General features: G+C 66.0%; 22 protein-coding genes. 14 read left to right on the top strand and 8 right to left on the bottom strand.

Annotated features, from left to right (window positions below; translation table 11 throughout):
- Positions 1 to 17 precede the first annotated feature (17 nt).
- Entirely contained in the window at positions 18 to 521 is a 504-nt protein-coding gene (locus H0524_RS20770) for a hypothetical protein (RefSeq protein ID WP_180200139.1), read from the bottom strand.
- A gap of 403 nt (positions 522 to 924) precedes the next feature.
- Here H0524_RS20770 and H0524_RS20765 point away from each other — a divergent pair, with 403 nt between their 5' ends.
- The 10 genes from H0524_RS20765 (at position 925) to H0524_RS20720 (ending at position 12,077) form a co-directional block, all read left to right on the top strand.
- Positions 925 to 1,893 (top strand): ATP-binding cassette domain-containing protein, encoded by a 969-nt coding sequence (locus tag H0524_RS20765; RefSeq protein ID WP_180200138.1) that lies wholly within the window; start codon positions 925 to 927, stop codon positions 1,891 to 1,893.
- Positions 1,893 to 2,678: a hypothetical protein gene (locus H0524_RS20760; protein ID WP_180200137.1), complete on the top strand. Its 786-nt coding sequence runs from the start codon at positions 1,893 to 1,895 to the stop codon at positions 2,676 to 2,678. Before H0524_RS20765 ends, H0524_RS20760 begins: the two co-directional genes overlap by 1 nt.
- 549 nt (positions 2,679 to 3,227) lie before the next feature.
- Positions 3,228 to 4,673, top strand: a complete 1,446-nt coding sequence (locus H0524_RS20755; RefSeq protein ID WP_180200136.1) for an MFS transporter — start codon at positions 3,228 to 3,230, stop codon at positions 4,671 to 4,673.
- A 306-nt stretch (positions 4,674 to 4,979) separates the two neighbouring features.
- Positions 4,980 to 5,348 (top strand): hypothetical protein, encoded by a 369-nt coding sequence (locus H0524_RS20750; RefSeq protein WP_180200135.1) that lies wholly within the window; start codon positions 4,980 to 4,982, stop codon positions 5,346 to 5,348.
- Positions 5,349 to 5,564: 216 nt separating this feature from the next.
- On the top strand, positions 5,565 to 6,137 hold the full coding sequence (locus H0524_RS20745; protein WP_180200157.1) for a TetR/AcrR family transcriptional regulator: 573 nt from the start codon (positions 5,565 to 5,567) through the stop codon (positions 6,135 to 6,137).
- Positions 6,134 to 8,548 carry an excinuclease ABC subunit UvrA gene (locus tag H0524_RS20740; RefSeq protein ID WP_180200134.1) on the top strand — a complete coding sequence of 805 codons (2,415 nt, stop codon included), beginning with the start codon at positions 6,134 to 6,136 and terminating at the stop codon, positions 8,546 to 8,548. Before H0524_RS20745 ends, H0524_RS20740 begins: the two co-directional genes overlap by 4 nt.
- Before the next feature lie 928 nt (positions 8,549 to 9,476).
- A complete protein-coding gene (locus tag H0524_RS20735) occupies positions 9,477 to 10,370 on the top strand; it encodes an NAD(P)H-binding protein (RefSeq protein WP_180200133.1) in 894 nt (297 codons plus the stop codon).
- On the top strand, positions 10,367 to 11,203 hold the full coding sequence (locus H0524_RS20730; RefSeq protein WP_180200132.1) for an NAD(P)H-binding protein: 837 nt from the start codon (positions 10,367 to 10,369) through the stop codon (positions 11,201 to 11,203). The genes H0524_RS20735 and H0524_RS20730 overlap by 4 nt, the downstream gene beginning before the upstream one ends.
- A gap of 289 nt (positions 11,204 to 11,492) precedes the next feature.
- Positions 11,493 to 11,633, top strand: a complete 141-nt coding sequence (locus tag H0524_RS20725) for a hypothetical protein (protein WP_180200131.1) — start codon at positions 11,493 to 11,495, stop codon at positions 11,631 to 11,633.
- 24 nt (positions 11,634 to 11,657) lie between these two features.
- Positions 11,658 to 12,077 carry a hypothetical protein gene (locus H0524_RS20720; protein ID WP_180200130.1) on the top strand — a complete coding sequence of 140 codons (420 nt, stop codon included), beginning with the start codon at positions 11,658 to 11,660 and terminating at the stop codon, positions 12,075 to 12,077.
- A gap of 380 nt (positions 12,078 to 12,457) precedes the next feature.
- Here the strand turns inward: H0524_RS20720 and H0524_RS20715 are convergent, their stop codons facing one another.
- From H0524_RS20715 to H0524_RS25105, 5 genes are all read right to left on the bottom strand, one after another.
- Entirely contained in the window at positions 12,458 to 13,042 is a 585-nt protein-coding gene (locus H0524_RS20715) for a hypothetical protein (protein ID WP_180200129.1), read from the bottom strand.
- Between the two features lie 879 nt (positions 13,043 to 13,921).
- A complete protein-coding gene (locus H0524_RS20710) occupies positions 13,922 to 14,377 on the bottom strand; it encodes an NUDIX domain-containing protein (RefSeq protein WP_180200128.1) in 456 nt (151 codons plus the stop codon).
- Positions 14,374 to 15,330 carry an aldo/keto reductase gene (locus H0524_RS20705; protein WP_255436097.1) on the bottom strand — a complete coding sequence of 319 codons (957 nt, stop codon included), beginning with the start codon at positions 15,328 to 15,330 and terminating at the stop codon, positions 14,374 to 14,376. The genes H0524_RS20710 and H0524_RS20705 overlap by 4 nt, the downstream gene beginning before the upstream one ends.
- A 137-nt stretch (positions 15,331 to 15,467) precedes the next feature.
- Complete coding sequence (locus H0524_RS20700) at positions 15,468 to 17,264, bottom strand: radical SAM protein (RefSeq protein ID WP_180200126.1); 1,797 nt, start codon at positions 17,262 to 17,264, stop codon at positions 15,468 to 15,470.
- Positions 17,265 to 18,194: 930 nt separating this feature from the next.
- Positions 18,195 to 18,383 carry a hypothetical protein gene (locus H0524_RS25105; protein WP_026322889.1) on the bottom strand — a complete coding sequence of 63 codons (189 nt, stop codon included), beginning with the start codon at positions 18,381 to 18,383 and terminating at the stop codon, positions 18,195 to 18,197.
- Between the two features lie 694 nt (positions 18,384 to 19,077).
- Here H0524_RS25105 and H0524_RS20695 point away from each other — a divergent pair.
- Genes H0524_RS20695 through H0524_RS20685 form a run of 3 tightly spaced genes read left to right on the top strand, consistent with a single transcriptional unit; the run spans position 19,078 to position 21,292 of the window.
- Positions 19,078 to 20,505, top strand: a complete 1,428-nt coding sequence (locus tag H0524_RS20695; protein WP_180200156.1) for a hypothetical protein — start codon at positions 19,078 to 19,080, stop codon at positions 20,503 to 20,505.
- Positions 20,480 to 21,019, top strand: coding sequence for a hypothetical protein (locus H0524_RS20690; protein WP_309225178.1), 540 nt, complete (start codon positions 20,480 to 20,482; stop codon positions 21,017 to 21,019). Before H0524_RS20695 ends, H0524_RS20690 begins: the two co-directional genes overlap by 26 nt.
- Before the next feature lie 60 nt (positions 21,020 to 21,079).
- Positions 21,080 to 21,292 (top strand): hypothetical protein, encoded by a 213-nt coding sequence (locus H0524_RS20685; RefSeq protein WP_018820069.1) that lies wholly within the window; start codon positions 21,080 to 21,082, stop codon positions 21,290 to 21,292.
- 63 nt (positions 21,293 to 21,355) lie between these two features.
- On the opposite strand, the gene H0524_RS20680 is transcribed toward H0524_RS20685, so the two are convergent.
- On the bottom strand, positions 21,356 to 21,520 hold the full coding sequence (locus H0524_RS20680) for a hypothetical protein (protein WP_018727860.1): 165 nt from the start codon (positions 21,518 to 21,520) through the stop codon (positions 21,356 to 21,358).
- 753 nt (positions 21,521 to 22,273) lie between these two features.
- Positions 22,274 to 23,086: a helix-turn-helix transcriptional regulator gene (locus tag H0524_RS20675; protein ID WP_180200125.1), complete on the bottom strand. Its 813-nt coding sequence runs from the start codon at positions 23,084 to 23,086 to the stop codon at positions 22,274 to 22,276.
- A 389-nt stretch (positions 23,087 to 23,475) separates the two neighbouring features.
- Between H0524_RS20675 and H0524_RS25100 the strand changes: the two genes are divergently transcribed.
- Complete coding sequence (locus tag H0524_RS25100) at positions 23,476 to 23,682, top strand: DUF397 domain-containing protein (RefSeq protein ID WP_255436112.1); 207 nt, start codon at positions 23,476 to 23,478, stop codon at positions 23,680 to 23,682.
- The last annotated feature ends 898 nt before the right edge of the window (positions 23,683 to 24,580 follow it).

Raw genomic sequence — 24,580 nt, 5'->3', positions numbered from 1 at the left:
TCACGTGCGAAGGTCGGTCAGCTCACGCCCGCGGGGTACGGGTTGGACTCGAACGCCTCATCAATCTCCTCTGTCGAGCGGCGCAGCCAGAGCCGCTTGACGTCGGCCACCACGATCGGCTCGAGCGGGGTGTTCGGCGCGTTGTAGGCCGGTTTGGCCAGGGACTGGACATGCCAGGCGGCACCGACCAGCCGCTCGATCGACCGCCAGCGGTCGGCATCCACGTTGAGCAGGTCCATCGCACGGATGTACGCGTGCCACACGTGGTACCCGGGCGTCGGGTCGCCGTTCATGATGTGCACCCGGTAGGGGTCGGGTCGCCGTGGATCCCACAGCACACCCTGTCCGAAGTCGAGGAATGCCGACATCAGCCCGCCGAAGTTTCGGCGGTAATAGGTGTCCAGCATGCTCAGCTGGATTTCGGACAACAACTGTAGCTGCGGCCGCAACGGGCGCCAGGCTTCCCGATAGTCGTGCGGGTAGTTGCCGGAGGTTCGCTGCTCAAGCCAGAAATAGGCCACTTCGAACTCGATGGATCCGAACCGCTGCGCGACCGCGGCGTAAGCGTCCAGCAGTTCCTGGGAGGCATTGAACAGCGTGCGGTTTCGTAGTCGTACCAGAGCTCGTTGGCCATTCGGTCGCCCAGCATGCCCGCGACGGCCGCGCCCGCGGCGGCACCGAAGGCGACCTGCAGCATTGCTCGTCGGTTGATGCCATTCGGCATGTGTGCTGTCCCCTCGGTCGGCGCTGCGTACGCCGCGAACGATAGGGACGGTGGCTACAGTATCACGGCTCTATGAGAACCCCCGGTCGACGGCCGGGAGACCTGTCGAAGGTCATGCCGGACGGCTGCCGATTGGGTCATGCCCTGGCCAGGGGATCGGAAATAGCGTGGCGTCCAGACGAACGGAGAGGACACACGCGATGATCGCCCTACGGCGGCTGACAAAACGGTATGGCTCCAAGGTAGCCGTCAACGAGCTGGACCTTGAGATCGAGGAAGGCAAGGTCACCGGGTTCCTCGGGCCCAACGGCTCGGGCAAGTCCACGACGATGCGGATGATCGTCGGACTGGACCATCCGACGATGGGCGAGGCGCTGATCAGCGGCCGCCGCTACGTGGACCTGACCCACCCGCTCCGGGAGGTGGGTGCCCTGCTCGACGCGAGCGCGGTGCACCCCGGCCGGAGCGCTCGCAACCACCTCAAGGCCGCGGCCCGCAGCAACGGTATTCCGATCGCCCGGGTCGACGAGGTGCTGGAGACGGTCGGGCTGACTCAGGTGGCCGACACCCGGGTCGGTGCCTTTTCGCTCGGCATGGCGCAGCGCCTCGGCATCGCCGGCGCGTTGCTCGGTGACCCCAAGGTGCTGATCTTGGACGAGCCGATCAATGGTCTCGACCCGGACGGCGTTCGTTGGGCGCGCGGCCTGATCCGCTCGCTCGCCGCGGAGGGCCGGACGGTGTTCGTGTCCAGCCACCTCATGAGCGAGATGCAGATCACCGCGGACCGCCTGGTGGTGATCGGTCAGGGCCAGCTGATCGCCGACGCCGAGATCGCCGACCTGATCGCGGCCAGCGCCCGGACTTCGGTGAGCGTCCGCAGCCCCGATGCGGACAGCCTGGTCGGCCTGGTCGACCGGCTGACCGAGGAGGGCGCCTATGTGCAGTGGGCAGGAGAGCAGGGCCTGATGGTGGCCGGAGTGTCCCTGGAGCGGGTGGGCGACCTGGCCTTCCGGGCCGGGGTTCGGCTGCACGAGTTGCGCCGGATTGAGGCTTCTCTGGAGCAGGTCTACATGGAACTGACCGGAGACAGCCTGGAGTACGGCGGGGGCTCGGTGCCGTCGCTGACCCGGGACGCCGACGATTACGCCGAGAGCGCAGGAGTCAGTTGATGGCGACGCTCGATGTTCTGGCCACCGGTGGTGGTCTCCGCGGGGCGATTGCGTCCGAGTGGACCAAGTTGTGGTCGCTGCGGTCGACGCCGTGGCTGCTGTCGGGCGGGATCGCCCTGATGGCGGGCGTCTCGGCCGCCGTCGGAGTGACGATGCGGAACAATTTCCGCGCCGACGCCGTCCAGGTGCTCTATCCGGTGGGTGACCTGGCTGTGTGGGCTGCGATCGTGGTGGCGCAGTTCGCCTTTACGGCGGTCGCCATGGTCATGATCACCTCTGAGTACTCCACCGGCACAATCCACGCCACGCTGCAGTGGGTGCCCGCCCGGAGCCGGATGCTACTATCCAAGACCATCGTGGTCGGCGCTCTGGTCTTCGTCGTGGGATTGCCGGCGGCGGCCGCCGGGGTGTTCGCGGGTGGACCGACGCTGGCCGAATTCGGTGAATACGAGGCCGGCCGGGTGTGGTTCCAGATCCTCACCATGGCCGTCTACTTCGGGATAGGCGCGATGATCACGATCGCCATCGGTGCGATGCTGCGCAGTGCGGTCGGCACGCTGACGACGGCGTTCCTCGGACTGCTGGTGATTCCACTGATTATGCAGATCTCCGGCTTCCCGTTCCTCATAAAGATCGCGCCCTATATGCTGGGCAATGCCGCGATGAATTTCATGAACCTCAACGACACTCACTATCCACCGGTTGTTGGGCTCCTCGTTGTGGTCGGCTGGGCCATCGGCCTGCTCCTGGTCGCACTCCGGATCCTGAAGACCCGGGACGCCTGAGCCGTCGCGCACCCTGTCACAACTCGGCGTCTCCACCAACCGGCCGCATACCCCAACGTACGTCGGCGCTACTGTTCGTAGTGAGATGTGGTCCGGCGGCGGGACGGCCCTGCTCCTGGGTGCTCCATGGGTGCTCGGACGTCGGGGAACTGACGCGGACCTACCGGGACCCACAGGGATTTCCCGCCTCGATGAACCCCCAGATACCCATCGACCTAGCCCGATCGGCTCCCGGACCTGCGGGGACGTGATTGGACTGACCGGGACGGTTCGGGACGCTGCGGTACGCATTCACTCTCGGTGATGGCTTCGGACTACGGATCAGAAGGTTAGGGGTTCGAATCCCTTCGGGCGCGCAAGATCGTAAGGCGCTTGACCTGCAAGAACAGGGGTCAGGTGCCTTTTGCTTTGTCATCCCTAGTGGACGGCTGGGTGCCGTCGTCATGCGGAGATGTCGTGACCAGTTCCGGGGCCCCGAGTTGATAAGTAAATGCACGTTCATTTACCCTCAGTAGGGACTGCGACACACCCCATGGAGGTAGACCGAACGTGACCGAACTGAACCAGAAGCCAGAGGCGACAAGCCAGCCACCTTTCGCTGCCATCGCAACGCTGTGCCTGGTCCAGATGCTGCTGATCCTCGATATGACGGTGCTCGGCGTCGCAGTGCCCGTCATCCAGGTGGACCTGAAGATGGACGCTGCGGACACGCAGTGGGTGGCCAGCGCCTACATGCTGACATTCGGCAGTCTGCTCGCCCTGTCCGGGCGACTCGGCGACCTGTTCGGACCGCAGCGGTTGCTGCTGGTCGGCCTCGGGGTGTTCGTGGCCGCGTCGGTGTGGTGCGGCTTTGCGACGAGCGGTACCGAGTTGTTCGCGGCCAGGGCTGTTCAGGGCGTGGGCGCGGCGATGGTCTCCCCCACCGCCCTGGCCCTGCTCAACCTCGTCAGCACCACCGGCTCCGGGCGCAACCGGGCTGTCGCGTGGTGGAGCTTCACCGGTCTCGCGGGGGCGGCGCTCGGCCAGGTCGTGGGCGGACTCGTGACCGATGCATTCGGGTGGCGCTGGATCTTCTTGCTCAACCTGCCGATCGGGCTCGTGGCCGGACTCGCCGTGGCATCGCTTTTGCCGCGCACCCAGCCGGAGCAGCGGGTGTCGCCGGACGTGCTCGGTGCGCTCACGCTCACCGGCTGGCTCGGGATGCTCGTGTTCACGCTGACGAGGGTCGAGCACGGGTCGAGCGCCCTGGTGATGACGATGAGCGCGGCCGCGACGGTGGTGTTGCTGGCAGCCTTCGTGGCCGTGGAGCGCAGGCACAGCGACCCGCTCGTGCCGTTGGCGGTGTTCGCCGAACCTGGGGTTCGGGCGGGCAATGTGATCAACCTGCTGTCCACCGCCGCCAACCTCGGCGTCATGTTCTACGTGACCTTCTACATGATGCGTGTGCTCGGCTACTCAGCCACGGACGCCGGCCTGGCCTACCTGCCGATCACGCTGGTGATGGCGGTGATCGCGACCAGGGTGGCGTGGTTGATGGAGAAGGTGGGTGCGCGAGCACTGCTACTGATGGGCACAGCAGGTGGCGCGGCCGGTTCGCTGTGGTTCGTGTTCGCGCCCGGCGACGGCTCCTACCTGGCGTGGATCTTCCCGCCCCTGCTGCTGATCGGCGTCGGCGCGGCGTTCATCGAGGCTCCCGTGATCATCGTGGCGACGCGCGGGCTGCCGGAACGAAAGCAGGGGCTCGCGGCCGGCCTGATCAATACCTCCGAACAGGTGGGCCCGGTGCTGGGTCTCACGGTGGCGGTCACCATGGCAGCGGCGATCGTTCCGGTGACCGCCGACGACACACCCGTGCGGCTGCTCGACCACTACCACGTCGCCTTCGTCGCCGCGGTGCTCATGTACGTGCTGGCAGGCCTTGCCACGTTCCTCGTACCGCGGCGCAGCTACATCGGATCGGCTCCGGCACCCCTTGCGGCGAGTGCCGAAAACTGATCACAGCCTTGTAACGCCAAACGATCACTACTCCTGTGCGTATCGCGGCCGCCGGTGCTCCCGCGGACCTGATCACCACCGGCCACGCCGACTACTCGATCAAGGTGGAACGCGGGCGGCTCGACACGTGGGCCTTCGAGGAACTGCTGCGGGGGGCGCTGGAGCTCTTCCGCGGACCGGTGCTGGACAACATCGGCAGCCCGGTGCTGCAGGTTGCGGCGCTCGAATGGGAGCACTCACCGCCAGCCGCGCCCTCCCCCACGCCACCAAAGCCGGACACTGCATTGAACCCGGCGAAGTCGCACCATGCCGCTCAGCCACGACGAGGTGGCCGAAGCGGCGGTGACGTTGTGCGGCAAGGACCTCGGGGCCCACGTGAACCCGGTGCTCGCCGAGGAGGAGATCCGGGCCCATCTGTCGGCATCGTTTCCCAGGCAGCTCGTGCCGTGGTTTCTCGTGTTCCTCGACCACTTGCCACATGCAGTCAACGGCAAGATCGATCGCAACGAGCTGCCCGCCCGCGTCACCGCGGCGAGCCGGAGCAGCACTCCGCCGCGCACCGAGGTGGAACGCACCCTCGCCGACATCTGGCGCGAGGCGCTCGCGATGCCGGAGGTCGTCGCGCACGACAACTTCTTCACACGATGGTACTCGCTCCTGGCGTCCGCGCGATGAACCGCATCCGGGCGACTACCGGCATGCAACTGCTGTTGCGTCGGCTCCTCGAACGGCCGACTGCCGTCAAGCCGGCCCTGGCAGCGGAGAGGCGCGGCCATGAGGAGGCTTCTGTCATCTCAGTGCTGCGGCGGGAGGTCAGATGATCACGCGACGCGGCGTTAGTAAACGCCAATTCACTTATCGGGTACTATCCGTGCCATGAGCCCGCGACCGATGTCCGTCACCAACGAACAGATCTTCGTCAGCGCGTCCCGCACGCTGGCCCGCATCGGCCCGCTCCGCGTCACGCTCAACGACGTGGCATCCGACCTCGGAATCTCGGCGGCCACGCTGGTCAAGCGGTTCGGGTCCAAGCACGACCTGCTGGTCGCGATCAACGAGTACGAGGCGTCCAAGGTCGACGAGTTCTTCACCGAGATCGTCGCCAAGTACGAGTCGCCGCTCGAAGCCCTCTACGCATTCATCGCGGCGCTCAGCAGCGACGTCGACAGCCCCGCGGAGATGGCCAACCACGTGGCGTTCCTGCATCTCGACCTCAGCGACGACGCACTGCACTACCACGCCGTGAGGTTCGCCCAGTCGATGCGCACGGGCATCACGTCGCTGCTGGAGCGGGCCGTGGAGCAGGGTGAGCTCGTCGAGTGCGATGTAGATGGTCTTGCCAGGGCGGTGCAGACGACGTACAACGGCGCGCTGATCATGTGGGCGATCCTCGGGGACGGCGAGCTCTCGGAGTGGGTGCGGCGCGATGTCGCGTTCCTGCTCAACCCCTTGGTAGCGAAGTGAACGGAGCGAACGACGTGCGGCGTCACGACGACCACGGCTGGATCGAAGTCACCGGTGCCCGGACCCACAACCTGCGCGACATTAGCGTGCGAATCCCGCGCGGAAAGCTGGTGGCGTTCACCGGCGTCAGCGGCAGCGGGAAGACCTCGCTGGCGGTCGACACAGTGCACGCCGAGGCACAACTGCGCTACCTCGAGGGCATCTCGCCGTTCGTGCGGCGCTACCTCGGCCAGCGCGACCGGCCCGAGGTCGACCGCATCACCGGCCTCGGCGCGACGCTCGCGGTGGACCAGCGCCGACTCAACAACAATCCTCGTTCCACCATGGCCACCGTCACCGGCATGGACGCGTACCTGGGCCTGGTCTACTCACGCCTGCCCGCGCTCCGCACCGGCGCCGAGCTCGCGACGACCAGCTTCGACAGGTTCAGCCCCGAGGGAGCCTGCCCGGCGTGCCACGGAGCGGGCGGTACCGTGCGCGCCGACGCGGAGCTGATCATCGACAATCCTGAACTTCCCCTGTTCTCAGGGGGTTCGCATTGGTTCGCGAAGTGGCGCTCCGGCGAGCACTCGTTCATTCCCGCCCTCGCCGAGTTGCACCGCGTCGACCTGTCCGTGCCTTGGCGCGACCTGCCAGCGACTTTCCAGCACGCGGTCCTGCACGGCACCGGTGAGCAGGTCATCGACACCAGCGTCACCATTCCGAGCCGGGCCACCGGCACCGAGTGGACCTACAGCAGCAGCCAGCCGATGCGCGGCGCCCTCGCCGAGGTGGAGCGCGTGTTCGCCAACGCGGGCAGCGAAACGAGCAAGCAGCGCTACCAGCGGTACATGCGCATGACGCCCTGCCAGGAATGCGCTGGCAGTGGGTTCGGCGAGGCGGCACGCACCGTCACCGTCGGCGGTCGCACCTATCCGGAACTGATCACACTCACCGGCACAGACCTCATCGACTGGGTGCACCAGGCCGAAGCCGAACTCGGCGACCAGGATCGCGCGGTCGGCCTCCCGCTGCTGCGCGAACTGGGCGCCCGCCTGACCGTCCTGCACCGCACCGGCCTGTCCCACCTGCAACTGAGCCGCGAGGCCTCGACCCTCTCCGGCGGCGAGCTGCAACGCGCACGCCTCGCAGCCCAGCTCAGCACTCCGCTTGAAGGCATCACGTTCGTCCTGGACGAACCCACCTCCGGCCTGCACCCCGCAGACAAGGCAGATGTCCTCGACATGCTGAAGGCGCTGCGGGACAACGGCAATAGCGTGCTGCTCGTCGAACACGACCCGGAGATCGTCAAGGCCTGCGACTGGGTCGTCGACATCGGACCGGGAGCCGGCCGCGACGGTGGTCACCTCCTCATCTCCGCACCACCGGCCGAAGCGGCCCACCACGAGACCTCACCGACCGCGGCCTACCTCTCCGGCCGCAAACAACGCGTCGAACGCAAGACCCGAGACGCCGATCCAGCCCGTTGGCTCACCGTCCGCGACATCAGCAACCACAACGTCGACGTCGCGGAAGTACGGGCGCCCCAGGGCAGACTCACCTGCCTGACAGGCCCGAGCGGCAGCGGCAAGAGCAGCCTGCTGCACGCGTTCGCCTCCGCCGTCGAAGCCGACGACACAGCACCCGTCGGCTGGGTGGCCGTCGTCGACCAGGACCCCATCGGCCGCACCCCGAGGTCGAACCCCGCCACCTACAGCAAGGCCTTCGACGCGATCCGCACCCTGTTCGCCTCCACAGACCACGCCCGCAAAGCCGAGCTGAATGCTTCCACGTTCTCCTTCAACACCGCCGGTGGCCGCTGCGTGGACTGCTCCGGCCACGGCCGCAAACTCGTCGACATGCACTTCCTGCCAGACGTATGGGTCACCTGCACCACCTGCGCGGGCCGCCGCTTCACCCAGCAGGTCCTGGACGTCGAGTACCAAGGCCTCTCCATCGACGCGGTACTCGACCTGACCGTCGACGAAGCCGCGGAGTTCTTCACCGACCCCGACTCCCTGGTCGCCACACTCCACGCCCTGCGCCAGGTGGGCCTCGGCTACGTCACCCTCGGCCAGAGCGCGACCGACCTCTCCGGCGGCGAAGCACAGCGCCTCAAACTAGCTACCACGATCCAACGAGGCAACCGGGGCCGCAAACGCGGCCTGGTCGTCCTGGACGAGCCGGTGACGGGCCTGCACCCCGCCGACGTCCAGCGCCTCGTCGAAGCCCTCGACGTCCTCATCGACGCCGGCAACACCGTGGTTGTGGCGGAGCACGACCTCCACGTCGCTGCACGCGCCGATTGGATCATCGACCTGGGCCCGGGAGCCGGCCCTGCCGGTGGCCGAGTGGTCGCCACCGGCACACCAGCAGATCTGGTCACTGCCGACACCAAGACAGCACGCTACCTCCAGCACGTCCTGAGCTGAGCAGCGTTGTGTGTACCGGAAACCGCATCCGTGCAGAGCTACGGCTCACCCTCACCTACAACCTCGGCCAAAACAAAATCAGCGTCGAGGCCAAGCCCGACGCTGATTACTGTGGAGTAACTCTACGTGTCCGAGGGGGGATCGATACCACAACCCCACCATCGCGATGCGTCGGCGATGACATAACAATTGAATGTCGATGATAACAGCCTGGTAACAGCGAGCTTTGCCGAGTGATGCGACACGACACCGCCCTTGCAAAGCCGCGGCCAGAGTACCGGAGTAGCTACTGGACCGTGGCCGACTGTTCCACGGTGCTCTCGGTCGTCATCTGGCGTCTCTCCCTTGATCGGTCGATCAGCCGTAATTTGTACAGTCCTTCCGTCTCCCAGCGGGTACCGCACGCTAACGGAGTCCGACAGTAGCGGCGGACAGCCTGATCAGATTCACTGGACGACTACGCAGCTGACTACAGTGTGTTACCACGATGAGGAGCGGAGCGCCCGGATCGCGGCAGATCCGGATACTCACTGAGCTTGAGCGCGCCCAGTGTTGCACGGTCACGTGTTCCTGTCGGGCAGCGTGGAGGTTCGCTCCGACGAGCGCGTTCTGGCTGTCGGAGTTGCGGCGATCCAAGGTCCGCGGCTATCTCCCCGTCATCAGGGTCGTGCAGCCGAGCGGCGTCGACCCTAGCCGCGCGAGCGCACCGGCGGACCGAGACCGGTGTTGCTAACGCCGTGTGCGGGGTCTCCGTAAACCGGGAACACTGACGCGACCGGGCCGCGGCGACCATGCACGTCGTACACATGTGCGATGTGCGGCTTTTGAGATTTCGACCTAGCCTGCGTGGTGACCGCCGCCGCGCCATTGGCCGTGGATTCGCGGCGGCGGTCCATCGCCCCATTCCAGGTATTCGAGAGGGAGCAACGTGACAATCCTAGTAACCGGCGCGACCGGAAACGTGGGTCGCCAGGTGGTGGCCCGGCTGATCGGGGCCGGACGAACGGTGCGGGCGATGACCCGCCAGCCGCAAACAGACCGGCTGCCGGACGGGGCCGAGGTGGTCCAGGGAGACTTCGAACGTCCCGGGACCTGGCGAACGGCGCTGGACGGAGTGCGGTCCGTGTACCTGTTCCCGTTCGTGTACGCCGGGACCGACCCTGGGTTCGTCGGTGAGGCGGTCAAGGCCGGCGTCACCCGATTCGTCGTGCACTCCGCGGCGGCGGCCGGGTTCGCACCCGGAACCGGTGGCGACGGCGCTCTCGGGCGGCATCTGACCGATGAGCGGGAAGCACACCGCGGGCTGGAACTGCTGGTGGATGCCTCCGGTGCCGAGTGGACCCATGTGCGGCCGGGGCTGTTGGCGGCCAACGCGCTGCGGTGGGCCGACCGGATCCGGACCGAGCGGGTGGTGCGGGAGCCGTACGCGTCGGCCGGCTACCCGGTGGTCCACGAGGCCGACGTCGCCGACGTGGCGGTCGCGGCGCTGCTGACCGACGACCATGTCGGTGCCGCGTACACCGTCACCGGCCCGGTGAAGGTCTCGCAGGCGGAGCAGGTCGCCGCGATCAGTGCCGCCATCGGCGTACAGGTGCGGTTCGAGGAGCTCGATCCGGCCGAGGCGCGCACGCTGTGGCTACGCGACGGCTTCGACGAGGAGACCGCCGACTGGATGATCGCGCTGCTCGCCGACGCGGTCGACGGGACGGGGGCACTGCCGCCGACCGACACCTACCAGCGGGTGACAGGGCGACCACCGCGCACGTTCGCCCAGTGGGCAAACGATCACGCCACCGACTTCCGGCCCGAGGCGACGCGATGACGATTCTGGTCACGGGCGCCACCGGCATGGTGGGTCGACACGTCGTCGCCGAACTGGTGAAGACCGGGCGTCGGGTCCGCGCACTCACGCGGACGCCGTCGGCGGCGAGCCTTCCCGACGGGGTGGAGGTCGTCGGCGGCGACCTGACGGAGCCGCCGTCCCTGGAGCCGTCGCTGAACGGCGTTGAGAGGATGTATCTGTTCCCGGTCGGACGGACAGCGCGCGACGTGGTCGCCGCCGGGCAGCGGGCCGGTGTGCGACGGATCGTCGTGCTGTCCGGGGCGCTGGCCGACACCGACGACAGCGAGGACGGATACCTGGCGGTCGAACGTGCGGTCGAGGACTCTGGTCTGGAATGGACGCACGTCCGTCCCGGGGAGTTCGCCGCGAACTGGCTGGACTGGGCCCCGTCCATCAAGGAAGGTCGGGTGGTCCGCCGCCCGTACGGGGCTGCGGTGACCCAACCCACCCACGAGGCGGACATCGCCGCGGTCGCCGCGACGGTTCTCGTCGAGGACGGCCACGCCGGCCGGACCTACACCCTTGCCGGCCCTGAGGCGCTCACCACGGTCGAGCAGGTGCACGCGATCGGCACGGCGATCGGTGCCACGGTGCGGTTCGAGGAGCTCGATCCGGCCGAGGCCCGGGCCGAGTGGATCGGCAACGGCTACCCGGAGACGTTCGTCGACTGGATCTTCCCCATGTGGGCGGAGTCCGCGCGTGACCCCGCCCCGACGAACCAGGAGTGGGCAGGCATCGTCCCGCGCCTGACCGGCCGACCCGCGCGGACATTCGCCCAATGGGCCACCGACCACGCAGCCGAATTCCGCTAATCCGGCCATCATGGGGGCCTGGTGGCCCGGGCGGGCCACCAGGCCTCAACACGACCGTCAACCCAGCACGATCTAACTATCCCGGTCGGGGCAACACGACCGCCAACCAGGATCCGCTCATCGGCCATGGCCGAGCGCCTCGCGGCAACAGTGCGTACGGCTGGCCCGGCTGCGCCGGAGAGCCCCGGCAGCGGCTGCACTCGGCCCTGGGCTACCGCACCCTGGCCACAGCTCAGGTAGGGGTAGCGGGTGCGTTTGATCGTGGGTGACGGGCGTCTGCCGGTGACGTGTGCTGGCGAACTTCTCGACGACGCCGTTGGCGTTGAGGCACGCGCAGTACCTGTGGCTCTCCCGGGGCCTGGTGACTGGCCGGGTGGTCGAGCAGCCTGCCGCGACCGTCGCCCGCTACCTCGGCTGCGGTCTCACCTGAGCCCGTGCGCGATAGTGTCGGCGTGTGGAACGCGGCGAGCTCTGGTGGGCCCAGTTCGACGACAAGCGGCCCGTCGTGCTGCTGTCGGGTGGTGCGGGGCCGGAGTTCCGGGCGGTGCAGATCGTTGCCCCGGCCACGCCGGTCGGGAAGCAGGGGTTCCTGCTGATGTCCGGTGAGCAGGCGGTCGACGCGGATGAGCGGCGCCGCGTCGTCGAGGCGGCCGGGCCGGACGTGCGGGCGATCGGCGTCGAAGTCTTCTTCGGGGCGCAGGAGGGTCTCGCCGAGGAAGGTGTCGTGCGGGTGGCGCTGCCCATGGATGGGAAGATTTTCTGCACTTGGGTGCTGTCCCTCGGCGGGGAGTACCTGATCGAGCGGATCGGGGTCCTCTCTCCGGCGAAGCGGCGCGAGCTCGACGTCGCGATGGAGCTGTCCGGCGCCGAGTGACGGCGGCCCGGCTCACCGGGCCAGTGCGTCCCGTGCGGCGAGCATCGCGCCGTGCGGGAGGACCGGTCGCCGAGCGGGCGGGTAGTACCGGCGCGGAAGGCTGACCCGGCCAGGCCAGTAAGGACAGCGGACGGGTGACCTCGTCGATATGTCCAGGGACCAGGGGCCGCGCAGCCTTTCGATCGCCGTGACGGCCCACGGCGTACGGCCGGGGAAGTCAAACCGCAGCTGGTAGACGTGCGGGTCATGGTCAAGTGCCCGCTCATCGGCAGACCCGCGCCGCGCTCCGCGAGCAGTCACGTAACCCTGCGTAACGCGCGGATCGCGGCAGAACAGCACTCCTGATCATGGCGTTCGGCCGTTGGCTGCAACGGAGGTTCTCAACTCCAGGAGGGATTGCGGCTCGGCAGCCACGGCCCAAACAGCGACTCGTACTCCTCACCAGTCTCGACGGTGAGGAGAAAATCAGGTGCGGTCCCCGCCACCGCATCATACAAGCGGGCCAGCAGCAGCGGGACAGTCGCCAGGTCCAACGACAGTGCTGTCGCGAGTTGGACTCGCTTAGCTCCAACCTCCGGCTGGTCTCTGAGCTCGTCGCGCTGCAGGTGCTCCGCAGCCGCCTGCATGGTCACCAGATCCCCGCTGGCGGAAAACTTCAGGCAGTCCCACCAGGACGGTAGCCCGATCATGACCTCCAAGGCTTCGGCAAGGCTATGGCCGATAAGGCCGGCCTGCCCTTCGGAGCTGGCATACAAGACCGGACGGATCGAGCGGCGTTCACCGCAGAGGAAGAATGTGCCGCCAGTGAAGTCACCTGCTGCGCCTTCCAGGGCCTGCCCGGACGACAGTCGGACAGTCTCCCCGTGATCACCGCGCGTGAGGTCAAACTCGCAGACCTCCCACAGCAGCTCGGCGAGATTCAGGTCATGGCGAACCAATTCCAGGAGCTCGTCATCGCTCTTCACGCGGCGGACGATAACAGTCAGCCTGGTCCGTTAATCCCGTCGGACTGCCCCCTCGACATCCGCTCATCGGCTAGAAGCGGACACCGCATCGATGTCGTAGAGGCGCCAGTAGCAGACCACCGTGGTCTCGATCGAGCCGCGTGGGTCGGCATGGTCAGGTTGACTGCGCGGCGACGTCTCACCCCTGAGACACCTCGAAGTCTCTGGAGAACCGTCCCGCTTCGGCTCGTGCACCAGGCCCGGGCCCTCGGGCATGATGTCGACCGGCGCCGCGAGCATCGGCACGACTGGCTGACGCAACACCCGTCCCCGGCCCGGCGCTCGGCCATACGTGCCTTGACGTCACCCCAGCCCCCGTCACACCGACCGCCGGTGCCGCTCATGTCCGCACCCCCACACCCATCGTGGGACAGATGTGGGCTGTCTCGGGCGGAGATCCGCGACAACGCGTGTGCCAGCGAGGCTCGCAACACCCTCGACGCTGGTCGGGCAGGGAAGAAGAACGCGATCACCCCCCGACGACGTGTAGTCCTTCTACGGCCCGCCCCTGCGTCCGCGCTGCTGGTGATACGAGGGCTAGCAGATCCGGCCATGATCAGGGGATCATCCACAAGCATCGGAGATATCCACAACGCAGGGCCCGGCGCTGGCGAGCGGTCGGGCCTGCGGCGAACCTGAACAGGTCGACGAGGTCACCGCTCGGCTGCTGGCCACGGCCACGCGCAGGTGGAGCAGCCTTGGCCGCAGGCCACCGACAAGCTGGTCCCCGCAGCGATACGCCAGTTGCGGGGACCGGTCCGCGCAAGGATAAGCCCGGTCAGGCGCCGCACTGTCGACCTCGCGAGGTATTAGTGGTAGCGGGGGCATCCCGGTGTCACTTCAGTGACCGATCCCCCACCAGTCGTGCAAGGAGAAGGGTTGTTTCTCTTGGTGGAGGCGGATGACTTCGGCGGTGTAGGGCATGGTCGGGTTGGGTAGCTGGTCTGGTGGGAACCAGGCGAGTTGGGAGCATTTGTCGGGCTCGACGTTGCGGGGTTCGCTGGTCCAGTCGGTGGCGAGGAAGCCGAACCCGATTCGGGAGTCGTGGTGTGGGGGGCGGTGGTGTGTGACTCCGATGAATGTGAGCTGGTCGTGGGTGACCGTTACTCCGGTTTCTTCATGCAGCTCTCGGATGGCGGCGGTGATTACGTCTTCGTCGGCGTCAACTTTGCCTCCGGGGACAGCCCAGGAGCCGGCGAGGTAGATGGAGCCGGCGCGTTTGGTGAGTAGGATCCGTCCGTCGGGTCGTTGAAGGAGTATGAGGACGTCGACGGGAAAGCGGTGGGGTTCGGTCATCTCTGCACTCCAGTCATGGTCGGGTCCGGTTGTGGGGAAACCTGGTCAAGGCTTGTGCGAATTCGGGCGCCTGTCGCGGCCAGGTCCGCGACCTCTGGCGGTGTCAGGGCGGGGCCGGGGGTAGTGATCGTGGTGATCTGGTTGGCAGTGCGGAAGCCGAGCATCGCAACGGCGGTCGGGGCTGTTGTCAGTGCGAAGCGTATGGCTACGTTGGCCAGTGCGGCGGGTGTGTGACCGTAGCGGTCCCGGACCGGCTGTAGACCGTCCCAGATCAGACGTCGGCCCAGGGGGCTAAACCAGTTGTGCTGTCGGCGGTGGTCACCCGGGCCGAACAGCGATGCTGTCGCTGGGAGTCCGGGGTGGCGGATAAGAAGACCCTGTCCGAGGACCTGCTTGATGAGCAGGTCCATTCCGCGTTGTCGCGCCAGGTCGATCACGGTGGTCTCGTCGGTCCGGTAGGCAGGGCTGAGCAGGTTGTGACGGACAGCGATCAGATCTGGTTGGCAGCGGTCGAGCAGGTGCAGGAATCGTCGTGCTTGTTTCCCGCGGGGATTGCTCTCGTCCGCCCACTGCGTGGCGAATTCATGGGGAGCACGAATCGCGATAGCGCGGATCAGACCCTCGCGTTTGAACTCGTGCATTTGTACGATCGCCTCGGCAAGGTATTGGTCATTTGAGCCGAAGTCTGTGCTGTGAAAGGCGTAGATGTCGACGTAGTCGGTGCCCAGTCGGGTCAGTGACCGTCGTAGGTGCCTCTTCATCTGAAACGCCTGGTAAGGGTGTCCACTGCGCCGGTCGTAGCCGGTCTTGGTGCTCACGATCACCTGGTCGCGGGGTACCTCGGCAAGCAGGTAGCCGAGACGTTCCTCGCCTCGGCCGTGGCCGTATACGTCGGCGGTATCGAACAGTCGCAGACCCCTTTCCCAGGCGGCGCGTAGCGCGTCCAATGCCATGATGTCGTGGGTGGGTGCCCAGCCGACATCCGCGCCATCGTTGACGCAGGGACCGGCGAGGGGCCAGCAGCCGGCGGCCAGTGCCGGGGAGGTCCGGCCGAGCCGAGTGAGTTGTCGCGGCGGCAGCTCGGGCGCGGTCACGTGCCGCATGGGTCTGCCGTGTTGATCAGCGCCCAGCCGGTCGGGGTGGTCCAGTGAGTGTGGGCAGTGGTGAGGATGTCCGCTCGGTCGGCAGGAAGCACGGCGAGGACCGTGGCGATGGTCGGTGCCATGGCCGCCTGTACCTCGCCAAGCCCTCGGTTCAGCAGGTCAACCAACGCGGGGTTGAGAGCTTCCGGGGCGGGGGTGTGGAGTGGGTGCCGGTCGATGAGGTCGAGCATACGGCCGAGCAGTGTCGCTGCGGCGTTCTTGAGGACCACCCGCGCGGCGCGGACCTGGCGTCGCGCCTGGCCGTCGAGGATTTTCTCCAGGCTTTTGAGGGTGTAGTCGAACGCGAAGTTCCGGTCGATCCATAGCTGCGCGTGGTGCGAGGCGCTGCCGATGCGCCAGTCGGCGTAGTCGGCGTCAACGCGGCCCATCGACGGGCGGACCGTGCGGGTCAGGCCAGCCTGTTCAGCGCGACGGGTATACGCAGCTCCGATCAGGCACTCCATGGACACGAGCATGTAGGAGATGCCGTTGCGCAGCGGCCGACCGGTGGTATGCGCGGCGACAAACGTCTCATCGCGGACCCCATCCACGATGGTCTCGACCGGAAGGTGGGGCAGCGGCCGTAGGAGGAGGTCGGTGCGGGCCTGGAACGCGTGGCTCTCGGCCAATTCGTCGCGGGTCATGAGCGGGTCGAAGGTGATATAGGTGAACCGGGTTGGTACCCCCAGTGCGGTCAGGGTCCGGATAGCCAGAGCGTTCTGCTCGGCTGTGGTCTCCTTGTTGAATCGCTCAAGGATCGACGTGACCCCGGACTCAACCCCGAACAGCATGCGACGTAGTCCCCGCTGCAGCAGTCCGTGCCACATGTGGGCGCGGTCGAGGTGCCACTGTCGGTCGCGGTGCGGGTCCACTACCTGGTCAACCCGGCATGACGACTCCCAGCGAAAGCCCGCCGAATGAACAGTGTCGGCGACGGCCAAGGCCCGGGGCGCGGCATCCGGGTCGCCGCCGATGAACTCTTCGTCTACCAGGTACAGCGTGCGCGAGGTTTCGGGATGGCGGTCAAACACCTTCGACATCGCTGCCAGGACCGCCGGCATTCCGTCGGCGCGTGCCCCGGACCACGTGCCCTTATGTCCGCGTGGGCAGAACGAGCAGTAGTTGGTGCATCCTCGCGACGTTTCAAGTTGCGCGACGCCGCGGTGGGTGAAGGTGGCATCGAGCAGGTCCAGCTCCGGCAAGTTGTCTGTCTGTGCGCGGTTGGCGATCGTCCGGGTCCGGCGGTACCGGCCCACCTGCAGTAGACCCTTCTGTGCACGGCTGTTGCCGGAGTAGCCGATGCCTCGAATGTCGGGCAGTGAGAGGTCGCCGTGCCAGTAGCTGATCGCGTCCTGGATCGTCGGCTCGCCGGCCCCACGGGCTATGAGTAGCTGCGGGTATCGGTCCAGCAGTAGGCGCTCGTTGCGCGCGGTGAGGCTGCCGCCGGCAAGCACCAGCGGGGCTACGGCCATGCCGTACACCTGATCCAGCAGCCGGAGCATCAGGTCGTGCTGTCCAAACGTCGCGGACACTCCGAGGATGTCGGGGGGATTCTCATCAATAGCGGCGATGAGGTCGTCGAGGGTGGCCCCCAACTGCATATCCAACAGGTCCACCTGGCCGGTCAGGGTGCTTCGCGCTGCTCGTGCAAGATCAGAGATAGCCAACGGAAACCGTGGCAATGGGAAAATCTCCGGCCGGTACAGAGCTGTCAGCAGGACACGCGGGCGGAGTAGACGCTGCATTCCCTGTTCATCGATAGTCGCTGGCGACAGCCACGAGTTCGGTGTTTCTAGCATGAGGTGATCCGCTGTCCAATCGGGCCAACGCCGAGTGGCGTGCGCCTCGCCAGACAGGTCCACAGCCATCCATCGCTCCCCGTGCCCGTGTTCGATGAGCAGGAGTCGGTGCTCGATCGTGCCAGTGACTACAACTCGCCCCGGCAGTAGGTCCTCCAGCGCGCGGCGTATCACGTGTGGTTGTTCCAGCGGCAGTCGTAGTAGTTCGTTCGAGGAAACAGCTTTATCTGTGCAGCGTTCGACGGTATCAATAAGGCGGTCATGCGGAGTTACATCCTGAGCGTTGAGAGTTTGATTAGACATCTCCGGAGCGCCTTTCTCAGTCGATTGATTGGTTCAGCAGTGGCAAGTCAGCACACCTCAGTGGCCTCCTTGGTGATCGCGTTAACCTGCGATGGAACGCCACATTGACCTCGTATCAGTGGAGTTTTCTCGCGGCCTCGGCGGCGAATCTCCGACCCTGCTGGCAAATAGCCTGGTCGAACCTGGCTCCAGCGTCATAGATCTCTCCGGGTGTGCCCGCTAATGGGAGTTAGCGGTGCAGGACCACGGTTTGGCCGAGGCACTCGCCGGCCAGGGTGCAGCCCGGGGCGCCCGGTCAGTGCCGCCGTCCGTTGCGGATCGAGCGGCCCTCACCCATGGCCAGACATCGTCGGCCGAGTCCCGTCGTGCCTGATGAACAGTTGTCGCCGCCGCAACGCATCACCCGACGCGTCAAGCTCGTAGCCCTCCACCCACACCCACCCGGGATAGGTAGGCCGATCAAGAACCCGAATCACCCGAACCACAACGAGGCGAACGAACTGCAGGGAACAAGTTCGATCCAGGCGAACGGATTCTCCGGCCCTCAACCCACAGCCCCGGGCGACCTGGCCATCACCGCACCATCCCGATCACAACCCCAACAACAACGATCATCACAACGAGCGCCGCGACCAGCTTCTGCCTGGTTGTCGGCGGATCCGGCTCCCTCGGCACCACTGGAACCCCATCACCATCCGGCAGCGGAGGCGATCCGTGTGGATCACGGTTGCCGTGTAGCGGGCGCCTGCTCCCGTCGACCATCACAGCCTCCTCAGCCCGTCCAGCACGGACTGAAGAACGTCCAAGCCAGGATGGGAGGTGTAGTACACGCGTGCCCGGCCCACAGCACGACCAGTCGAAAGCAACCGCTCAGAATCCAGCTCTGACGCGGTAATCCGAGTGCTGGCTGAATTGGACGACGTGGCCAGGAAAGTTCCGCTACCTCGCTGGGACAGGCAGTCTTTGTGTTCATTCGTGACTGTCGGCATGGCGAGCCTCCCGGTAAATAGGTGTTGATTGACCGTAGTGAGCGAAGGTGTCAATGCGCGCCGATTATCCTTGTTGTAGCAGTGGTGGGCTACCAAATATGTCCTTGTCTCAACCGATCTGGACGACGTGCGCGGCTTGGGCGACCACGTGGTGTTGCTCATGCGCTAAACCCGTTCGCCGCCCACCGAAGTAGTACTAAGTGCTCGTCGGTAGAGACTGCTACCTCGAGTAGATAGGTCGTCGGACCGAGCTGGGAGCCGGCTGAAGCTGTTAGCCCTTACCGCATGGCTAACAGCATGTGGTCAGCGCGCGTCGCATTTCGACTGCATGCCACTAGCTGTGGAGGAGTTTCGGTCGCGTATCTGTCGCGTCTATGTGTCGCATGACGTTGGGACGCGGCCAGCAGCAGCCGATCCACGATCCCGGCGCTACGATGTGGACGCCGGGCGTAGCCAACCGGACAGGGATGGGTGACGTGGCCAAGGCATCGACTCTGCTAAAGGCGCTGCTTCGTGAGCGTCACTGGCAGAAGTACTCGACGTTCTGTAAGGAGTGGGATCGGGTTGCCGAGCGGGTTGACCCTGATCTTGTGGGTGGCTACCCAAGCCGGTCCCAACTTGCCCGGTGGCTAGCATGCGACCTGAAGGGTCTGCCGCACCCGGATTCGTGTCGCATCCTTGAAGGTCTTTTCCCAGGGCTGACCACCACGCAACTGTTTACCGTTGGCGCGGACGCGCCGGCCACGCTCGCGCACCCTGCGGGGGCGCTGCCGATCGCTGAGATCGCGCTGGGCCTGTCGACAACCTCCGGCCACGGCGTCGTACCGTCGGAGGAGGTACACGTCGACAAGGCGTGCCTGTCCGGGGACGGCGCGCTAAGCGAGGAGATTGCGATGTCTGCCGAAGAGTCCGCACGCTTCGTGCGGCGAGCGCGAGGAGCTGTAGACCAAGACGTCCTTGACCAGCTCGGCGCTGACGTCAGCCAGATGGCGCATGACTACCTGATGCGCCCACCGTTTGCGATGTTTCGGCCCTTGTCCCGACTGCGAGCAGAGGTCTTCGAGTTACTCGATGACCGCCAACGCCCGGCCGTGCTACCCAGCCTGTACCAGGTCGCCGGCCAGCTCTGTGCGCTTCTGGCCCACACCTGCGCGGACCTTGGCCAAGCGTATGCCGCCGACACCCATACACGTACGGCCTGGCTCTGTGCAGATCTCGCGGAGGACGACGCCCTACGTGTCTACGTTCGCTGGGTGCAATCAAACGTCGCCTACTGGAACGGCGACTACGGCAGAGCCGCCGAGTTGGCCCACAGCGGCCAGCGGTATGCCACTGCCGGCACGAGCCTGCTAAGGCTCGCGAGTCAGGAAGCGCGGGCGCACGCGGCAGCCGCCGATCACCGGGAGGCCGATCGTGCCCTGGCGACGGCCCAGGCGGCTCGGTCACATGTAGGTCCAGATGGGGACGGGCCAGGAGGGGTGTTCCACTTCAATCTCGGCAAGGCCGCATACTACGCAAGCGAGGTCAGGTTAGCCCTCGGTGGCAAGACAAACTTCGAGCGAGCGGCGTCCGAGGCTACACATGCCCTGGAGTTGTTCGCGGCGCAGCCGGACCTCGAGCAATGCCCCGAGTTCTTCGCTGCGGCACAGGTTGACCTGGTGGCGGCGCACCTCGCGTTGAACGACCTCGACGGCGCTCAAGAGCATCTGCAACCGATATTCTCCTTACCGACGGAGAGCCGGACGCTGCCGGTGATTAAGCGCATGAAGGCGACAGACCGAACGCTGACCAGTCAGACCTTCGCCAAGTCGGCGCTCGCTGCCGAACTACGGGAGCGCATTCATCTCTTTTGCGCGTACACCGCTTCACGTGAATTGCCTGCTTCGCCGGACTGACATCAATCCCTCACCTTGGAGGCATGACAGCGTGGCCGTTCAAGTAGCCGTTTGTGGACCCCGATACTGCACAGACGACGATGTCGAGAACGCTCGGCGCGTCGGCGAACTCTTGGCCGACAGGGGAGCAACGATCATCTGCGGCGGAGGCGTAGGCGTCATGGCAGCCTGTGCAGCCGGTGCACGCACCAAGAACGGCGTTGTCATCGGCATCCGCCCCAACGACAGCAAGGACGGTGCCTGCCCAGACCTGTCTGCCACGATCGTTACGAACATGGGTGAAGCCCGCAACGCCATCATCGTGTGGAGCGCTGACGCCGTGATCAGTGTTGGTGGTTCCTGGGGCACCCTCAGCGAGGTCGCTCTCGCCATGCGCCGGGGACACGTGCCGGTCGTGGCACTCGGCGGATGGCGGGTCGTAAAGGCCGACGGTGAACTCGTGCCCGGCCTCCGGTATGTAGACACGGCAGAGGATGCCGTCGCGGAGGCCCTCCACGCTGCATGTTCTACATGAGATAGCCGAGTGCAGCGTGCAGCCAACCAGCGAGTTTCTCGCCGGTGCCGGATCGGCTGGGTGGAGCAGCCGCACACCCTACCGGCCTACCACCGCCGCGGACTCGCCGCCGCCGGCCTCGCGGCGCTGCGCATGGAGCACCCCGGTTACGCCTGGCACACGCTCGGCGGACACATCGACGGGTCACCGGCGTTCTGGGACACCATCGGTGTCAACGTCCCGGGAGGCTACCGGCCGCGCAGGGTGTGCGAGCACGTCACCGCCGACGGCTGACCGGTCCGGACGTCAGAACGGCGCCGGGCCGGGCGTTCAGTCAGCGACCAGCGTGGGCGGCTCCTAGCCGACGTCGACCAGCTCCTCTGCCAGGTCCCGTTGCAGCAGCTCGGGCCGACCGTTGACGTGTGTGCAGCCGAGCCGTTCGCAGGTGAACCCACCACCGGGTAGCCGACGGTGGTGCCGGTCGTAAGGGCGGCCGGCGATGGGGCTGTCGAGGGCGGTCACGAGGTGCGTCTCCTTCTCACGTGGCGAACGGCGTCAGGTGATGCGCCAACCTGCGTTCCAGCACGGGAATTCGGGTGTCAGTAGGGGCCGTGTCACCAGATCCAAACGGACGGCTTTAGGTCCGCGTGGTTGTCCAGGTCCAGGCGCAGCCGTACGTCGTCGCCGCCGAGGAGGATGTGCTGCGGAAGACGCCGCTGGTGGTGGGGTGGCGGGCACTTGGCCGGTGGACGCCTGCGCTTTGTCTCTTGTAGTACGACACGCCGTATCGACTCGTGTGCGGTGTGACTCCGTCTCCGCTAACCTGCCACAGGCAGATCGCCAGCAGCAGACTGGATGTTGCATCCTGCATGTGCGTTAGGAGTTGATGGTGAGTTCGGGTCGTGAGGTGAGGGCGGACCGAGTGTCCGACTCGACGGTGTCGTTCATACGGTCGCCGCTGGAGACCACATTGGCGGGGGGTTCCTGGCTTCCGGTGTCGACATCCTGGCGGGACACGGCCAGCCGGGCGGGTGCGTGCGCTACGGCGTTGGTGGCTGGAGCGATGGTTGCGGATACCAGCATGGCAGCGCTGATGGGTGCGCTGCTGGTCGTGTTGGCCTCTCCCCTGCATCGCGGGCCGGTGGGGTATGTGTTCATTTCCGGACAGGGGTGTCCCGGGCAGGCCGACCAGTGGCGCGGCGCGGGTTCGGCGTCTACGGATGACACGGTACGGGTGCCAGCACCCCGTCACGCCTCACGCGCTGATCGAGAGGGCTAGTGACCGCCGTGGCGGTTGAGGATCTTGCGTCCGGGTTCACTGGCTCCTGGGACGGCCTGGTCGGACAGCTCACGAAACGCTGTCTTGTACCGGGTGACGATGTCAGGGTCTTCGATGAGGGCCACGTCGTCGGGCTGGTTGTCGAGGTAGACGACGTCGGGATCAAGGTCGGAGTGGAATTCGTGGTACGAGAACGGGCCGACGAATCCGGGTTCGGCCGCGCTGTCCTGCCGGAGGATTACTAGGTCGAGTCGCGGCAGGAGGTGGAGGATCTTGTCGATTTGGTGCCGCATCACGTCGGGGTCATGGACTGGCTTGAGGGCGCGTTCGTCCAACACGAACCGCACTGAGTGGTGTCGGTCGTTGCTGAACACGCGGTCTTGTCGGGCCATACGCAGCCGTACCCGCGCCTCAACGGCCTGGCTGTCGCGGTTGTGTGGGCCAGCTGTGGCCACCAGCCGCGCGTAGTCCTGGGTCTGCAGCAATCCGGGAATCAGGAAGGGGTGGTACTGGCTGATTCGTGAGGCATCGTCCTCATAGCCCAAGAAGTCCATATAGGAGGTAGACACGTACTCGCGGTACTGTCCGGCCCAGTGTCGTCGACGCGCCGAGCGCGCCATGTCCACAAGACGGTCGACCTCATCGGGATCAGCGACTCCGTAGAACGCCAGCAGCGCGCGGAGGTCGTTGACGGAGATGCTCACCATGCCACTCTCGATCCGCATGACCTTGGACAGCGACCAGTCCATCTCAGCCCGGATGTCCTCGAGGGCGTGATCACCGGCGAGTCGCAGCTGCCGTAGGGCCATACGCAGACGCCTACGGCTCGTAATCGGTCCTGGCCTACTCGTCATCAGATCCACTCCTTCCTGCGGATAATCGCTACAGGCAGAGTGAACGAGATAACTCGCCACTGGCAGTGTGCTTCCGCCCGCTGGATCGCAGCTGGTCGCAATAAGCTAGCAGACCACCTCAGTCGCCCCTCGCCAGGGTGGAAAAGGGCGCCATTCATAGCTGAAACCGCCACTGCCCTGCTAGCCTGCTTGCATAGCGCAACGACACCCAAGACGGAACGTGAGGACGATTGGGTAGATCTCACGATTCGCCACACACCGCCAAGCATTACCCGTCGCGCCACGACACCAGCCGCAACAACAACACCACCCATGACGAATTCAACAATCGTTTGGAGAAAAGAATGGAAGCAAACACGCACACACAATCCTTGTGGACACGCCGTAGCTCCAGATGCGACCACGCTCAATGCGTCACCGTGTCTCGCTACCAGAACAGCGTCGCCGTTTTCGACTCCATCGCACCCGAAACCGCGCTGTCCTTTCCCGACGATTCATGGCGAGCGTTCCTCCTCACCTTCAGCGAACGACACCCCGCGACCCACGCCTGACATCCAGCCCTCGCGCAACCACCCCACTCGTCACCGGTCACCAGCCACACCCCCGTAACTGTCAGCCATGCGACAGCCAGGGCGGGCGTCAACGACGGCACCCCCACCGCGGCCCACTCGAAGCAAGCCCAGCCGGGCACATCAACCTCAGGAGAAGCAGCACCCGCCCGCAACCCTCTAGCTGCTAGACCTTACGGAACATCGCCCCAGACACGCCTGCGCGACACGGTGCAACCCATATAGCACGTACCGTCACTGCCATCTCAATGCTCACTGACCCGCAGCACCGAAGAGCCCCCAACCCAACCATGAATATGCGTGTGGCACCTCCAGGTGGACTCGACCTCACCTCGCCACCCGATAGACATCCATCGCTCCATTTAAGAGTGGACTCAATGCTCTCCGCCATCGCCCCCGCCAGGCCCGCTCATGGCACCCGCCCTCGCCAGGGACTGGCATGCCGCTGACCTCTGCCTCGCACATCCCCAGGGCGCGAAACCGGCCCGGCGGCCATTGAAACCTCAGTCGCCAAGCCTCGTCCTGGAAACCGCTATGCGACATGCCGTCGTCGGTAACGCCGTAGCATTCGGCACCGGCAGTGCGAGGTCCAGTCGTTCATGGCTTCTAAAGGCACTCGACTACCTCCGGACCTGATCAAACCCCCTCTGGGGATAGCAACCCGGCCCGGTGGGACCGGCCCTATACCCCGCCAGGTACCCGCACCTCTGGCGCATGCACCATGCCGCGCGCAGCCCCCTATTGGCCGACGGCCAGGACCGGACGCGGCTTCAGTCAGCCTCGCATGATCTGGTAGTCGAACGCTATAGAGACCGCCCCACAATTTGAGGCGCTCTGGGTAGCCAGGACCACCTCTTGAAGTCAGGCCATTCGCATATCG

Origin of the sequence: Salinispora sp. H7-4, from assembly GCF_013416675.1 — a bacterium.
GTDB lineage: Bacteria > Actinomycetota > Actinomycetes > Mycobacteriales > Micromonosporaceae > Micromonospora > Micromonospora vitiensis.
This window is presented reverse-complemented; position numbering and strand designations above follow the sequence as displayed.